This window comes from Nonomuraea sp. MTCD27 (genome assembly GCF_041950495.1).
GTDB lineage: Bacteria > Actinomycetota > Actinomycetes > Streptosporangiales > Streptosporangiaceae > Nonomuraea.
The window spans coordinates 254,011-267,602 of sequence record NZ_JBGNUW010000019.1 but is presented as its reverse complement, the minus strand read 5'-3'; the positions used below and the strand labels follow the sequence as shown (position 1 = coordinate 267,602).

Here is a 13,592-nt window from a genome sequence, read left to right as displayed (position 1 = left end):
GTTCGATCGAGATGGAACACTATCCTAATGTTCGATCGCCGTCGAACAGGACACGCAACCTCAGCCACACCTCGCCGCTCGAGGTCTCGCTCCAGGCCGCCCTCGACGCGGTCGGCGACCCGACCCGCCGCCGCATCGTGCGCGAGCTGGCCGGCGTCCCCGACTGGGCGCGCGCCTGCGGCACGTTCAACCACCTGCCGGTGGCCAAGTCCACGCTGAGTCACCACTTCGCCGTCCTGCGCAATGTAGGCCTGCTGGAGCAGCGTGACGAGGGGACTCGCCGACTCAACCGGCTACGGCGCGAGGAGTTCGACGGTCGGTTCCCCGGGCTGCTGGCGCTGGTCCTCGGCGAGGTGGAAGCCGTTCCCCCCGAGGCGTAGCGGCGCTCGTTTTGGAGTGATCTTCCTGGCCTTGGTTGCCCACCTCATCGTGGGCGCGTTGCAATGTGAGATGTGATCGCCACTCCCGGCAGGACCGGCACCCCAGCCGAGCGCCCCCGGTTGGCCATCTCCTCCTGCCTGCTCGGCCGGCCCGTCCGGCACGACGGCCGCCACAACCTCGACCGCTTCCTCACCGAGACCCTGGCCCCGTACGTCGACTGGCTCCCCGTCTGCCCCGAGGTCGAGGCGGGCCTGGGCACCCCGCGCGAGGCCCTGTGGCAGGTGAGCACCGCGCAGGGTCCCCGCCTGGTGACGCGGATGTCGCGCGTCGACCTCACCGGCCGCATGACGGCGGTGGCCGACAGGCGCGCCGCCCAGCTCGACATCGACGGGTACGTGTTCAAGGCCAAGACCCCCACCTGCGGCATCCACGGCGTCCCCCGCCACGGGAACGACGGCGTCGACCAGCGCAACCGGGGCCTGTTCGCCGGGATCGTCATGGAGCGGCACCCGCTGCTGCCCGTGGAGGACGAGGGCCGGCTGCGCGACCCCCGGCTGCGCGCGGACTTCGTGGAGCGGGTGTTCGCGCACGCCAGGCTGCGTACGTTCCTCGACGGCGACTGGCGGCCACGCGACCTCGTCGCCTTCCACGCCCGCCACAAGATGCAGCTGCTCGCCCACGACCCCGCGCTCTACCGGGAGGCGGGCCGCGTGGTGGCCGGCGCCGGCGCGCGGCCGCGCGAGGAGGTGGCCGCCGACTACGCCGAGGTGTTCGGGCGCACGATGACCGCCAGGACCACCACGGGCCGGAACGTCAACGTGCTGCAGCACTGCCTGGGCATGCTCGCGCTGGACCCAGCGCGGCGGGCCGACCTGGTGGAGGTCATCGACTCCTACCGGGCGGGCCTGGTGCCGCTGGACGTGCCCGTGCGGCTGATGCGCCATCACGCGCGCGGGGAGTCCGCCGCGTACGTACGGGACCAGACGTACCTGACCCCTTACCCCGACGCCCTCCGGGAGTAGCGTTCTCCTCGATGAACGCCGTCGAGGAGAGCAGCGACCGTCCAGCCGCGCGCGTGGTCTGCCTGGACCGCGACGGCCGGGTGCTGCTGATGCACTGGTACGACGCGATCGCCCGCGCGGACGTCTGGCAGCCCCCGGGCGGCGGGATCGATCCCGGCGAGACCCCGCTGGAGGCCGCCAGGCGGGAGCTGACCGAGGAGACCGGCCTGCCCGGCTCGGCCGTGGTGGACCGCTTCGTCGAGGTCGAACGCGACTTCCGCTGGCTCGGGGTCCGCTACGTGAAGCGGGAGCCCTTCTACCTGGCCAGGTTCGCCGAGGCCCGCCCGGAGGCGCACCCCGGGGAGCTGACGGCGGAGGAACGGGCCGCCTTCCGTGGCTATGTCTGGGCCGAGGAGCTGCCTGAGGGCGTCCAGCCCCCGGAGCTGGCGAAGGTCGTCGCGCGGCTCACGGAAGATCCACGGTGACGCCGGCGGCCGCGACCGACAGCTCGCCCCCGTAGGACGCGGCCGCCGCCGCGAGCGCGGGCTCGGGCGGGATGTCGGGCCACAGGTGCGTGAGCAGCAGCCGCCCGGCCCCGGCCGACGCCGCCGTGCGGCCGGCGTCGCGGGCGCTGGAGAGGTAGGGGGCGTCCTCGTCGGGGACGTGTTCGGAGTAGGTCGCCTCGGCCACCAGCAGGTCCGCGCCCTTCGCCAGGGCGAGGAGCTCGCCGGAGGGCCCGGTGTCGCCGGTGTAGGCGATCACCCGGCCGCCCGCGCCGGTCAGCCGCAGCCCGGCGTTCGGCACGTGGTGCGGCAGGTCGAAGGTGTCCAGCCGGAAGGGGCCGAGCTCGACCGGCCTGCCGGGCACCAGGTCGTGGTGGGCCAGGCCGGCGGCCAGCATGCGCGGCTTGTCCAGGGCCAGGACCGCTTCGAGCGCGCCGGGCGGCGCGTGGACGGGCAGCGGCGGCGCGGGCTCGTCGGCCAGCACGCGGGCCCGCAGGAGCGGGTTGAGGTCGGCGCAGTGGTCGGGGTGACCGTGGGTGACCAGGACCGCGTCCACGTCGGCGGCTCCCATGAGCTCCAGGAGCCGGGGCAGGGTGGCGTAGCCGGGGTCGATGAAGACCCGGAAGCCCTCCTCCTCGACGAGGTAACCGCTGCACGCCTGCCCGGCCGCCGGCCAGGCGCCGCACCCGCCCAGGACCGTGAGCCTCATGGGCGCCCCAGCTCCGCCAGCGTCGTCGTCATCAGCCCGCGCAGCAGCGCGCCCGCCACCTTCTCGTGCTCGGCCTCCACCGGCAGCCCCTTGTTCACCCGGTCGCGGTAGACCTCGCGCTCGTGGCCGCCGGTGTAGGGCACCGCGGTCATCGCGACGACCACGCCGACCTTGGTGCCGCCGTGCGGCAGGACGGCCACGGCATGCGTGCGCAGGCAGGTCTCGTCGGGGGCGCCGTACCAGCCGCACTTGATCCTCGCCTTCGGCGAGCGCAGGGCCCGGCGGGCGCCGAACGCCTGCGAGTCCTCCACCTGCCCCATCCACCCGAGCACGGTCTCGGCCACCGGATCGCCCGTGACCGCCGCCTGAGCGAGCACCGCGTAGGCGGCGGCCACCTCGTCGGCCGAGACCTCGACGGAGCCGAAGCGGGAGGGGTCGCCGTTCGGCGGCGCCCAGGCCACGCCGGTGCGCTCGCGGAGGTCGTCGAGGATGACGCGGGGGCCGACGGCGAGCCACAGGTTGAGCGTGTCGGTGTTGGAGGAGACGACCACGGCCGGCTCGGCGTGGCGGCGCCACCGCTCGGCGTCGGGGATGCGGGGCGCGCTCACCCACGCGTACAGGGGCTTCAGCAGGGAGGCGCAGCGCAGCCGGGTCAGGCCGGATCTGACACTCACCGTACGGGCGGGCGGCCCGCCATAGCCGCGCCTGATGCCCGCCGCCTGGGCGCTGGCACTGTGATCAAGGTTGTCGAGCAGCTCATTGAAGCCCACGCGTCCAACCGTAGACCCTACGGAGCACTCCCCCAGCGCCCTTCGTACCACTCCGGGCTCGGCGGTTCGCCCGGCAGCTCGGTCGCGCCCGGGGCGCGCAGGCCGTCGAGGGCGATGGCGAGCAGACGCTGCTTGACGTGCTCGTGCTCCTCGCCGGGCGGCCCGGGGGCCGGGCGGCTGAACTGCTCCATGAGCAGCGAGATGTCCAGCACGGTCACGTCGCTCCTGAGCACGCCCGCCTCGTGCGCCCTGGCCACGAGCCGCTCGGCGACCTCGTCGCCCCTCCTCGCGGTGCGCCACATCTCGCCGGTGACCTCGATCGTGCCCGCGACCGGCGCCAGCGCGCCCGACCTGTTGGCCACGCAGGTGCTTACGTAGAGCGCCAGGCCCTCCCACGGATCGTCCTGCGCCAGCCCGGCCTCGGCGGCCTCCACGGCCCGCTCCATCGCGATCAGGCACAGGCGCTGGAGCAGCTCCTCCTTGGTGCGGTAGCGCCGGTAGAGGCTCCCCATGCCCACGCCGGCCTGCTTGGCGATGGCCGACACGGGCGCGTCGAACCCCTGCGTGGTGAACACCTCGTGCGCCGCCCGCAGCAGGCGCAGATCGTTGCGTGCCGCCTCGGCCTGCCTGCCGCGTGTGCTCATGCCGTCCAGGATATTCCGGAGCGCATCGCTCCGATACACTTCCGGAGCAGATCGCTCCGATTGAAGTGAGGTGTGGCATGCGTGCGGTGGTGCTGAGGCGGTACGGAGGGCCCGAGACTCTGGTCGCGGAGGAGGTGCCGGATCCCGTTCCCGGGGCCGGGCAGGTGCTCGTGGAGGTGGAGGTGGCCGGCATCACGTTCGTGGAGACGCAGATACGGGCCGATCGGGGGCCGCGGCGCGCATCGCTGCCCGCGATCCTGGGCAACGGCGTCGCCGGTACGGTCTCCGCCGTCGGCGACGGCGTGGACCCCGCGCTCGAGGGCACGCGGGTGGTCAGCGCGCTGGGCGGCCACGGCGGGTACGCGGAGCTGGCCGTGGCCGGGGCCGGCGACCTCATCCCCATCCCCGAGGGGTTGTCGGCCGAGGTCGCGGTGGCCCTGCTCGCCGACGGGCGTACGGCGGTGGGGCTTTCCGCGGCCGCCGCGCCCCGGGCGGGAGAGTGGGTGCTGGTGGAGGCGGCCGGGGGCGGCGTGGGCAGCCTCCTCGTGCAGCTCGCCCGGGACGCGGGGGCGCGCGTGATCGGGGCGGCGAGCAGAGTGGCCAAGCGCGACCTGGCCGCGGGCCTCGGCGCCGAGCTGACCGTGGACTACACCGACCCGGGCTGGACCGACGTCGTGCGGGCGGCCACGGGCGGTCTGGACGTGGTCTTCGACGGGGTGGGCGGCGAGATCGGCGCGGCGGCCCAGGGGTTGCTGAAGGACGGGGGGCGGTTGAGCGTGTACGGGATGGCGGGCGGGCCCATGACCACCCCCGATGCCCGCGTGACGGCGGTGGGCTGGCCTTCGACGGACCTGCGTGAGCTGTCCAGGCAGGCCCTGGAGCTGGCCGCTCGCGGGCGCCTGCGGCCGGTGATCGGGGCCACGTACCCGCTGGAGTCGGCGGGCGAGGCGCACGCGGCCATCGAGGCGCGCACGGTCACCGGCAAGACCCTGCTGCGGCCCCGTACGGGATCCGCGACCTGACCGCGGGGCGGGGTCAGAGGCCGTACCTCGTCAAGGAGGCGACAAATGCGACCGGCACCAGGGCGGCGACCCCGAGCCACGCCGCCACCCGCCACCGGCGCGCCACCCCGGCCTCCGTCACGAACGCCCCCAGCGCCCCCGCCACCGCGAACGCCGCGCCCGCCACGGCCGCGTGCGCGAGCGACGACGTCGAGGAGGGCAGCGACTCACCGGCCACCCTGAACACCACCAGCATCCCGGCCGCCACCAGCGCCACCCGCCGCCCCGGCCGGACGCCGACCCGCTCCAGGGCGAACGCGATCCCGGCGAGCAGGGCCAGGCTGATCACCACGACCACGCCGACGGCCGGCACCAGGCAACCCCACTCCTGACACCCGACACCCGACCAGGCCAGCCGCACGGTGGCCCACCACCACACCCCCAAGGCCGCACACACCACGGCCGCCCGCCCCATTCGCCCCCTCATGCCCTTAATGCTCCCACCGCCCCCGCTCCCACGCCGCCCCGACCGGGCCAACCACCAGCCCGACGCGGACCAGGCCCCCCCAAGGCGGCCCGGCCCGTGCCGGCCCGGGCCGGCACGGGACAGCGGGGGCCGACGCGGGGCGGAACCGACGCGGGGCGGGGCCGACGGGGGTGGGGCGGTGAGCGGCGCGGTCGGGGCCGGGACGGCACAGGGCGGGGCGAGGGCGGTTGGGGGGGTCAGGGGAGGTGGGTGGCGTGGTGGTCGTCGGCGTCGGCTTCGGGGTGACGGCCCAGGGCGCGGAGGGCTACGGCGCGGTTGGCGTACAGGTCGGGCTGGGGCTGGAGGTCGATGGCGCGGGTGAGGTCGGCGACCGAACCCTCCAGGTCGCCCATGGCGTAGCGCAGCACCCCCCGGTTCCCCCAGGCCGACGCGAGCGCGGGCGCCCGGTCCACGGCCAGGTTCAGGGCCGCCTCCGCCGCGTCGTACCGGCCCGCCGACGTCTCGATCTGGCCCAGCACCGTGAGCAGGTGCGGGTTGCCGGGCGCCAGGGCGAGCCCGGCCTCCACGTCGGCCCTGGCCTCGGCGTCCCGGTCCGAGGCGGCCAGCAGCCCGGCGCGGTTGATGTAGGCGTCCAGGTAGCCGGGGTCCAGCTCGATGACCCGCCCCAGGTCGTCGAGGGCGGCATCGACGTCGCCCCGCACCGTGCACAGCTCCGCCCGGTTGTAGTGGGCCTCCGGCAGCGGCGGCCCGGCCCGCATGGCGCGCTCGAAGTCGGCCAGCGCCTCCTCGTGCCGCCCGAGCCGGAACAGGAGATTGCCACGTTCCAGGTAGTAGTCGGGAAATGCCGGATCGATCCGGATCGCCGCCCCGTAGTCCTCCAGCGCCTCCTTGGTGTGCCCGAGCGCCGCCAGGAGCTGGGCCCGGTTGGCCAGCAGCACCATCCGGTGCACCGGGTGCCGCTCCCCCAGCTCACCGGCCAGCTCGATGGCCGACTCCACCAGCGACAGCGCCGCCCCGAGCCGGCCGTGCCGCAGCTCGATCAGCGCCAGTCCGTTGCGGTCGAAGCCGAGCTTGAACGCCCGTTCGGCCGGGTCGGGCAGGAGGGTGGAGATGGCGATCGCCTCGTTGATCCAGGCTCGGGCCCTGGTCAGGTCGCGGCGGGCGGGGTCGGGATGGCGGGCGTCGAGCATGGCGGTGCCGTACGCGGCCGCGGCGTGCATGGCCGGGTCCTGGCTGCCCTGGCGTACCCGGTCCCAGACCTCGCGGGCCTCGGCCGTGCGCCCGAGCCCGCCGAGCGCGGTGGCGGTGCGCTGGGCGAAGCGCCACCAGCGGGCGGAACCCGGCTCGGTACGCGCCATACCCCGCTCCCCCAGCTCCGCCACGGCGTGCAGGAAGCCCTCCCGCATGCACCGATCGACGACCGCCCACAACTCGTCCGCGTCCCGGGCGTCGGGTGCGGGCTCGGGGCCGCCGGAGTACACCGTGATCGCCAGCGTGGCGGGCGGGATCCGCCGCATCATGACGTCGAGCAGCTCGGTGTCCGTCGGGTCGGCCGCGTCGCCGTTGCACACGGCGATCGCCCGCCCAGGGGGCACGGCGTCGCGGACGAACTCCGCGAGCCCGTTGGCCAGCCGTAACGTCCGGCGGGGCGCGGGGACCAGGATGCGCTCCTCGTCGGACAGCCCGGCCTCGATCGTGACCCGCCCGGCCGGTACGAGCCCGGCCAGCTCGGGCGCCGCCGCCAGGATCTCGATGTCGTGGGCCGCCACCAGCTCCGCCGACCGCTCCAGCGCCGGCGGCACCAGGTTCCGCAGCAGAGCGGCGGCGACGGTGTAGGGGCCACGCGGCCGGCGATGTGCGTCGATCAACGGCGCCAGCAGCCGCGCGGCCCCCGTTCGGGCGGGTGGTTCGCCCTGGACCCTGAGGTGGGACCTCTCCTCAGTCACCCCTTGTGAATGACGCTGGAGGTCCCAGCCAGCCTCGCGGTTCCAGGCTTGCGGACTACGATGCGCTTCATGACATACCTCTCCACTCGGGGCTAATTACCCATTATTGGGTCACCCCACCGAATATCAAGGTTTATCGTGAATAAGTGGGAGGCTAATGGATAAAAAGCACTTGCCTTTTGAATGGTATATCTAACCTATTAGGACCGAAACCAACGGTGCAATCGTGTGGTATGCGCCTGCCCGGTTTCCTCCATCAAGTCGCACAGGCACCGGCCGAGCAGGGTGACCGACTGGCAGCACCCGGGCCCGGGCAGGTTCTTCGCGCGCACGATGATGGTGGCCCGCTCGATCAGCCGCTCCAGGCTGGGCTCCGCACCCCCCTTGAGCGAGCGGGTCTGCCACGGGCACGACTCGGCGTCCACGCAGGCGTTCCGGTCGATGAACGGCGGGGCGCCGCCTTGGAGCCGCAGCGGATCAGCCCGCTTGACCCGCTGGTCGGCCAGCGCCCGGGTCGCGATGGCCAGCAGGTCACGGCGGCCGCGTACCTTTCCCTGAGCGGCACCCCCGGCCGGCAGGGCGAGCAGCATCGCCCCGGCCATCAGCGCGCCGCCCACGACCAGGCTCCAGCCCATCTGCTCGTGGAACCAGATCACCGCGATCGCGGCGACCCAGAGCGGTTGCGAGGACATGAGGATCTGGCTCGGCACGGCCGGCACGTGCGCCTGGCCGTAGGAGCGGGCCAGGAACCCCAGCGCGCACGACACCACGGAGAGATGCGCCAGGATCAGCCAGTCCGGCACGCTCGCCGGCAGCGACACCCCGTCCCGCACCGCGACCCCTCCCGTGAGGATGCCGATGGTGGAGAGCTGGATCACGGTCAGCGCGTACGCGGGAAAGCCGGAGGGACGCTTGGACAGGTGTGCCAGCAGCAGCGTGTGGCCGGAGTAGAGGGCGGCGGCGGTGAGCGTGACGCCGAGCGCGAGCACCGAGATCTCGTGGTCCTCCACACCACGCAGCAACGTGAACACGGTCATGCCGGCCAGCGCGAGCACGACCCCGGCCCAGATCCGCCGCGGCACCCGCTGCCGGAACAGCGCCAGCGACAGGATGGGCGTGATCATCACGCTGCACCCGACGGCGAACCCCGACACCGCCGACGGCAGGCTGTCGAGCGCGACGGCCTGGGCCGCCTGCCCGATCCCGAACATCACCCCGAGTACGGCCCCGTTGATCCACGTGCCCCGCGACAGCCCCCGAAGGCAGCCCGGCTTGATGAGGAGCAGCGTGAGCGCGGCAAGGAGATAGCGCTCGGCGAGCAGGTCCTCAACCGGTAACCGGAGAATGAGATCTTTCATCAGCGGGAACGCCGACCCCCAAGCGGCGCTGACGAACAACAGAAGCACGGCTCCCAGAAGGGGGCGGGGAGCGGGCATGCCTGTCATGAGAAAAGCATGGCACTACTATTCGCAGCCGTAGATGTACAGGGCGCAGCCGGTGATGCTTGTCTACACCTAGGTGGTAAGAGCCTCACCCGCGGGTTCGTACATCCTTATCCGTGGAAGCCGATAAGGGACCGGTCGCACATATCGCTCGGGGGAATTCGGCGATCGGCGAGCGTCACGGAGAGTGTCGGCGGTGCGGTCACGCCGAGGAGTTCGGGGCAAGGTCACCGGGGGGTGGCGGGCCCCAGGAGGGGGTGTGGGGCCGCTTGGGTGAGTGCGGTCTAGAGTTCCAGGACCGCAGGCGGGATCAGGCGTTTCTCTATGTAGACGACGGTCAGGTCGCCTACTCGCTCCCTGGAGAGCTCACGCCATCCCTGGCGCTCGTACAACGACAACGCGGCCTCCTGGTTGAGGGTGGTGTCACCCCTGACGCAGTGGAAACCGAGCTCGACCGCGCGCCGCTCCAACGCCACGAGCATGGCCGAGCCGAACCCGCGCCGCTGGTATTCGGGGTGGACCCGCAACCGGCACATCTCGGCCGTGTCGGTGTCGACGGGTTTCAGCCCGCCCATGGCCACGACCCGCGAACCCACCTCGCCCACCAGGAAGTCGCCGCCGCAGGCCAGATAGATCTCCTGGATCCGCGGGAAGTCGTCGTCGTAGTAGACGCCGTCACCGGGGACCAGGCCCACTCTCGCGAGGGCGATCCGGTGGAGTGCGAGGATGGTGTCGAGGTCGGACCAGCGATAGCGTCTGATCTTCAGCTTCATCCACCCTCCCTTTCACGTGGGCTGCTTGGGCCGCCGCAGCGCGGCCTGATAGCCCGGCAGTCCTGGAGCCTGCGCGTCCCGCGAGATGATGGCCTGTTCGAGCGCCAGCGCGGGCCGCACGATGAGGTCGGTCAGATATTCGTCGCCCACCAGGCTCAGGGCCTTCGTGCCGATGGCCACCGCCTCGCCGACGTCGCCGTCGAGCAGCTTGCACTGCGCCTGGTCGAGCCTGATCAGCGTCTGGTCGAGGATGTGGTCTTCGTACTTGTCCAGCGCCTGGTCGAGCACCACCTCCGCCTCGATCGTCTGGCCGAGCTTGGTGAGCACGTCGCCCTGGTAGAAGTAGAGCTGCTTCTCGGTGTAGCCGAAGGCCACGTCCTCCTGCTCCTCGGTCTTCATGTGGGAGAAGGCGTTCCTGGCCCGCGCCAGAGCGCGCTTGGCCTGGTCGACGACCTCCTTCTTGCTGTCCACGCCGGACATCATGGCCAGCGCCCTGGCCTCGACGACCGGTGCCATCGCCTGCGCCGGGCACGGGGTGGAGCCGGCCAGGTCGCGGCTCTTCTTGGCCAGGTTGAGCGCCTCGCGCGCGTCGCCGAAGTAGAGGGGGACGAGCGACTCGCGGGCGCAGATCCACGCGCGCAGCGCGCGGTCGCCGGTCTCGTCGGCGGCCGTGCGCCCGGTGCGGAAGAACGACCGCGCCAGCCGGTGGTCGCCCAGGTTGATCAGGATCATGCCGCTCAGGCCGGACAGCTGGGCGGCCATCCTGCACAGGCGTTCCTGCAGGTCGATGGGCTGGCGGCGGGACATCGCCGTGCGTACGGCGCTCAGCTCCAGCAGCACGTCGCACAGCAGCCGCAGCGGGGCCGTCGTCGTGTACTGGCGGCCGAAACTGACGGTGGCCTCCTCCCACTGGTCGAGCATCGCGGCCGACACGGTGGCCGAGACCAGCGTCTCGTCCATCCGGCGCCTGATGCCCTCGCACGCTCCGAGCACCGGCCCGTCGATCTGCCCGGTTGCGTTGCTGTCGGTGTTGAGGAGATTTAATAGCGTCCTCCGGAGGATGTTCTCGTCCTCCTCCGCGTCGGGCTCGGTCTCCATGGGCTCGATCTGCAGCTCCCGCTCGGTGGGCAGCTGCGCCCGCTCCTTGACGTCGGGGGCCAGCAGTCCGGGCATCCGGTGACCGTGGCCGCAGATGCACGGCGCGTCGTAGCCGAGCGCGACCGGCTCGACGCGGTAGACCGTGCACAGATAGTGCAGGTATTCGGGGCCAGGACGCTTGAGCCCGCTCTCGTAGGCGGACAGCAGCGTCTCGCCGATGCCGGGCATCGGTTTCGCGTCGCGCTCGAACAGGGCGCGCACCTGCTCGATGACGTCGGCCAGCGCGATCCCGTACGACAGGCGATGCGCCTTGATGCGGGTCGTGCTGAACAGGCCCGTGCACGCCTCATGGATCTCATCAGCTATCTGAGCCGACGTGCGCCCGGCGGCCAGGCCCCTGGCCCTGATCCGCCGGGCGATCTCCGTCTCCCTGTGCTGTCTGCCGGACATCCCGGCCCCTCTCACGCATGTCTCGACCGGTCCGCAACTGGTGACTCAGCGTAGCCCTCAAGTTGCTGTGCGCCTACCCCAAGACTATGAAGCAATGACGGCGGGATTGGAAACGCGTGTAGCAAGCCTACGGTTAAGGATCGTCCTCCCCGGGACTGTTTCTTACAACCCATGAGGTGAGAAGCGACTCCCCGTGAGCAGAACGGCTCGTTGCGCCGACCCTTGACATGGGACATCTTTGGCCCACCAGCAACGATTCCCAAGGGAGGGACGAACGGTGGGGGACGACAACTTCGAGCACCTGGAGCGCCTCGTGGCCGAACTCGGCGCTCGCGGGCTGCTCGCACGAGTGGTCCAGACCCAGAGCGGGCGCAGGTTCGTCCGGGTCATCAACCCGAACGCGACAAGCCTGTCCGAGAACGTCACCTGTCGGCCGGCAGCCGTCTCCGACATGCCGGACTGGTGGTACTGCTGGTCCTGGGGCGAACGGATGCACACGGCCGACGACCCGGCCGGTGCGGCGACGAAGGTCGCCCGCGTGCTCGCCGCCGTGGGGGAGTGACGACGCGGTGAACCGGGTGGAGCGCAGCCACCACGGCTCACCGCACCCCGCGGCGGCTCCTGGGAGCCGGCGGAGTGACCGGTGCGGAGGGTTTCCCGAATGCGGGAGCCCTGGTCACTCCGCCGGTTCCGGCCCGCCACAACACCCAAGACGTACGGCGCCGCGCGCCGTACGCGCGAAGCCGCCCGCCCGGTGCGCCGGGCGGGTGTTCGGGGGATCCCTCCCGGAACCGGCACGGGACATGCTTCCGGGTGCGTGTCCCGGACCGAGCCGTCCGTCATCGGAGCGCCGTCTCTCTCCCTCCGCGGCCCAGAGAGCCGGCGACCCCGTCTTCCCCGGCGTGATGTGACGGCGGGCGGTTCAGTCGGCGGTATTTTTGGATCGAATCGGTCCAAAGAGCCGGCCGAACCGCTTCCGGAGGGGGATCCACCATAGTGTTACTGCTGGTGACGCCATCGCCACCACCCGCGTCTCCGTCGATTCTGACCGATATCGACAAAATGACCTCACAAGTGGCCGTGACCTGCCAGGACGACCCGGTTTGCTCTAGTCTTGCGGGGATGTTCGACAACGCAGGCTGGGCACCGCTGGCGGCCATGATGGTCGTCGTCGTCCTGATACTCGTGCTCGCGTTCGTGCTCCGCAACATCGCGCACCGGGTCATCACAAGAGTGGTCAACCGGGCGGCGACGGGAGCTTCGATCACCAGTCGCTTCCGCAAGAACGCCGCGACGGACGGGATCGACGCGCTCCTGCACGAGCGGCGCAAGCAGCGCGCGGAGACGATGGGGTCGGTGCTCAAGCACATCGCCTCGATCGTCATCCTGGGCACCGCGGTGCTGACCGTGCTCGACCGGCTGACGGTCCCCATCGCGCCCCTTCTGACGAGCGTGGGCATCCTGGGCGTGGCCATCGGCTTCGGCGCTCAGGAACTGGTCAAGGACTTCATCGCCGGCATGTTCATGCTGCTGGAGGACCAGTACGGCGTGGGCGACGTGATCGACGCGGGCGCCGCGGTCGGCACGGTGGAGGCGGTCACCCTGCGCGTCACCCGGCTGCGCGACGTGGACGGCCGCGTCTGGTACGTCCGCAACGGCACGATCACCCGGGTGGGCAACGAGTCGCAGGGCTGGTCGCGGTCGTACATGGACGTCCCGGTGGCCTACGACGCCGACGTGGTCGGCGTGCGCGTGCTGCTGGAGCACGTGGCGGAGGAGATCTGGGCCGACCCCGAGCTGCGCGAGAGCAAGATCGTGGAGCCGCCGCAGGTCTTCGGCGTCGAGCAGCTGTCCGACAGCTCGCTGGTGTTCCGCATCTCCGCCAAGACGCTGCCCGCCGCGCAGGCCGAGGTGTCCAGGGAGCTCAGGCTCAGGGTCAAGTCGGCGCTCGACACCGCGGGCATCCCCATGGTCGCCACCGCATAGGCTAGGACCGTGACAGAGACCTCCTTCTACGACGCCGTCGGGGGCGAGGAGACTTTCCGGCGCCTCGTGCATCGCTTCTACGAGGGGGTCGCGGAAGACCCGCTCCTACGGCCGCTCTACCCGGAGCCCGATCTGACGGGCGCCGAGGAGCGGCTGCGGGGCTTCCTGATCCAATACTGGGGCGGCCCCAACGACTACAGCCAGCAGCGCGGCCACCCGAGGCTGCGCATGCGGCACATGCCGTTCGTGATCGGCGAGCCCGAGCGGGACGCCTGGCTGCGCCACATGCGTGACGCGGTCGACTCCCTCGATCTGCCGGAGGACCAGGCGACCAAGCTTTGGGACTATCTGGTCTACGCCGCCCACAGCCTGGTGAACTCTCCCGCGTAACGGGGCATGAC

15 protein-coding genes are annotated in these 13,592 nt (G+C 71.8%); 7 read left to right on the top strand and 8 right to left on the bottom strand.

Features of this window, described 5'->3' with window-relative positions; genetic code table 11:
- Positions 1–11: 11 nt before the first annotated feature.
- From ACBJ59_RS44660 to ACBJ59_RS44650, 3 genes are all read left to right on the top strand, one after another.
- Positions 12–380: an ArsR/SmtB family transcription factor gene (locus ACBJ59_RS44660; protein WP_375116162.1), complete on the top strand. Its 369-nt coding sequence runs from the start codon at positions 12–14 to the stop codon at positions 378–380.
- A gap of 72 nt (positions 381–452) precedes the next feature.
- Complete coding sequence (locus tag ACBJ59_RS44655; protein WP_375116161.1) at positions 453–1,403, top strand: YbgA family protein; 951 nt, start codon at positions 453–455, stop codon at positions 1,401–1,403.
- 11 nt (positions 1,404–1,414) lie between these two features.
- On the top strand, positions 1,415–1,867 hold the full coding sequence (locus ACBJ59_RS44650; protein WP_375116160.1) for an NUDIX domain-containing protein: 453 nt from the start codon (positions 1,415–1,417) through the stop codon (positions 1,865–1,867).
- On the opposite strand, the gene ACBJ59_RS44645 is transcribed toward ACBJ59_RS44650, so the two are convergent.
- Genes ACBJ59_RS44645 through ACBJ59_RS44635 form a run of 3 tightly spaced genes read right to left on the bottom strand, consistent with a single transcriptional unit; the run spans position 1,848 to position 4,008 of the window.
- Entirely contained in the window at positions 1,848–2,594 is a 747-nt protein-coding gene (locus ACBJ59_RS44645; protein ID WP_375116159.1) for an MBL fold metallo-hydrolase, read from the bottom strand. The genes ACBJ59_RS44650 and ACBJ59_RS44645 overlap by 20 nt on opposite strands.
- The gene (locus ACBJ59_RS44640; RefSeq protein WP_375116158.1) at positions 2,591–3,364 is read right to left on the bottom strand and encodes a hypothetical protein; all 774 of its coding nucleotides are present in this window, start codon (positions 3,362–3,364) and stop codon (positions 2,591–2,593) included. Before ACBJ59_RS44640 ends, ACBJ59_RS44645 begins: the two co-directional genes overlap by 4 nt.
- Before the next feature lie 17 nt (positions 3,365–3,381).
- Positions 3,382–4,008, bottom strand: a complete 627-nt coding sequence (locus ACBJ59_RS44635; protein WP_375116157.1) for a TetR/AcrR family transcriptional regulator — start codon at positions 4,006–4,008, stop codon at positions 3,382–3,384.
- 77 nt (positions 4,009–4,085) lie between these two features.
- On the opposite strand from ACBJ59_RS44635, the gene ACBJ59_RS44630 reads away from it, so the two are divergent.
- Positions 4,086–5,030 (top strand): zinc-binding dehydrogenase, encoded by a 945-nt coding sequence (locus tag ACBJ59_RS44630; RefSeq protein ID WP_375116156.1) that lies wholly within the window; start codon positions 4,086–4,088, stop codon positions 5,028–5,030.
- A gap of 13 nt (positions 5,031–5,043) precedes the next feature.
- Here ACBJ59_RS44630 and ACBJ59_RS44625 read toward each other — a convergent pair whose 3' ends face one another.
- From ACBJ59_RS44625 to ACBJ59_RS44605, 5 genes are all read right to left on the bottom strand, one after another.
- Positions 5,044–5,496 (bottom strand): hypothetical protein, encoded by a 453-nt coding sequence (locus ACBJ59_RS44625; protein ID WP_375116155.1) that lies wholly within the window; start codon positions 5,494–5,496, stop codon positions 5,044–5,046.
- A gap of 236 nt (positions 5,497–5,732) precedes the next feature.
- Positions 5,733–7,442 (bottom strand): tetratricopeptide repeat protein, encoded by a 1,710-nt coding sequence (locus ACBJ59_RS44620; protein WP_375116154.1) that lies wholly within the window; start codon positions 7,440–7,442, stop codon positions 5,733–5,735.
- A 200-nt stretch (positions 7,443–7,642) separates the two neighbouring features.
- Positions 7,643–8,878, bottom strand: coding sequence for a DMT family transporter (locus ACBJ59_RS44615; protein WP_375116209.1), 1,236 nt, complete (start codon positions 8,876–8,878; stop codon positions 7,643–7,645).
- Positions 8,879–9,168: 290 nt separating this feature from the next.
- A complete protein-coding gene (locus ACBJ59_RS44610; RefSeq protein WP_375116153.1) occupies positions 9,169–9,657 on the bottom strand; it encodes a GNAT family N-acetyltransferase in 489 nt (162 codons plus the stop codon).
- Positions 9,658–9,669: 12 nt separating this feature from the next.
- The gene (locus ACBJ59_RS44605; RefSeq protein WP_375116152.1) at positions 9,670–11,205 is read right to left on the bottom strand and encodes an XRE family transcriptional regulator; all 1,536 of its coding nucleotides are present in this window, start codon (positions 11,203–11,205) and stop codon (positions 9,670–9,672) included.
- A 277-nt stretch (positions 11,206–11,482) separates the two neighbouring features.
- Here ACBJ59_RS44605 and ACBJ59_RS44600 point away from each other — a divergent pair, with 277 nt between their 5' ends.
- The 3 genes from ACBJ59_RS44600 (at position 11,483) to ACBJ59_RS44590 (ending at position 13,581) form a co-directional block, all read left to right on the top strand.
- A complete protein-coding gene (locus ACBJ59_RS44600; protein ID WP_364127243.1) occupies positions 11,483–11,767 on the top strand; it encodes a hypothetical protein in 285 nt (94 codons plus the stop codon).
- A 560-nt stretch (positions 11,768–12,327) separates the two neighbouring features.
- Positions 12,328–13,191 carry a mechanosensitive ion channel family protein gene (locus ACBJ59_RS44595; RefSeq protein ID WP_375116151.1) on the top strand — a complete coding sequence of 288 codons (864 nt, stop codon included), beginning with the start codon at positions 12,328–12,330 and terminating at the stop codon, positions 13,189–13,191.
- 9 nt (positions 13,192–13,200) lie between these two features.
- On the top strand, positions 13,201–13,581 hold the full coding sequence (locus ACBJ59_RS44590) for a globin (protein ID WP_375116150.1): 381 nt from the start codon (positions 13,201–13,203) through the stop codon (positions 13,579–13,581).
- Positions 13,582–13,592: the final 11 nt, after the last annotated feature.